At 57.1% G+C, this 240-nt stretch carries 1 protein-coding gene; it reads right to left on the reverse strand.

What is annotated here, in order from left to right; all coding sequences use genetic code 11:
- Nucleotides 1-240 (reverse strand): SBBP repeat-containing protein (locus tag S1OALGB6SA_RS00270; protein ID WP_195910203.1); only part of this gene is annotated, 240 nt, incomplete at both ends.

The raw sequence follows: 240 nt of genomic DNA on the forward strand, positions 1-240 counted from the left end.
GGCAAAAATGCTTACCACCCCCGCAGGCGTGATTTTCCGGATGCGGTGATTGCCATGATCTGCCACATAGACATTGCCCTCTGAGTCCACAGCCACTCCGGTGGGGTAGTCAAACTGTGCTTCTGTGCCGATGCCATCCGCATGACCCCTTGTGCCAGTGCCGGCCAAGGTGCTTACCACCCCCTCCGGCGTGATTTTCCGGATGCGGTGATTGCCATGATCTACCACATAGACATTGCC

Source organism: Olavius algarvensis spirochete endosymbiont (assembly GCA_900608495.1).
Lineage (GTDB): Bacteria > Spirochaetota > Spirochaetia > DSM-2461 > DSM-2461 > UBA2779.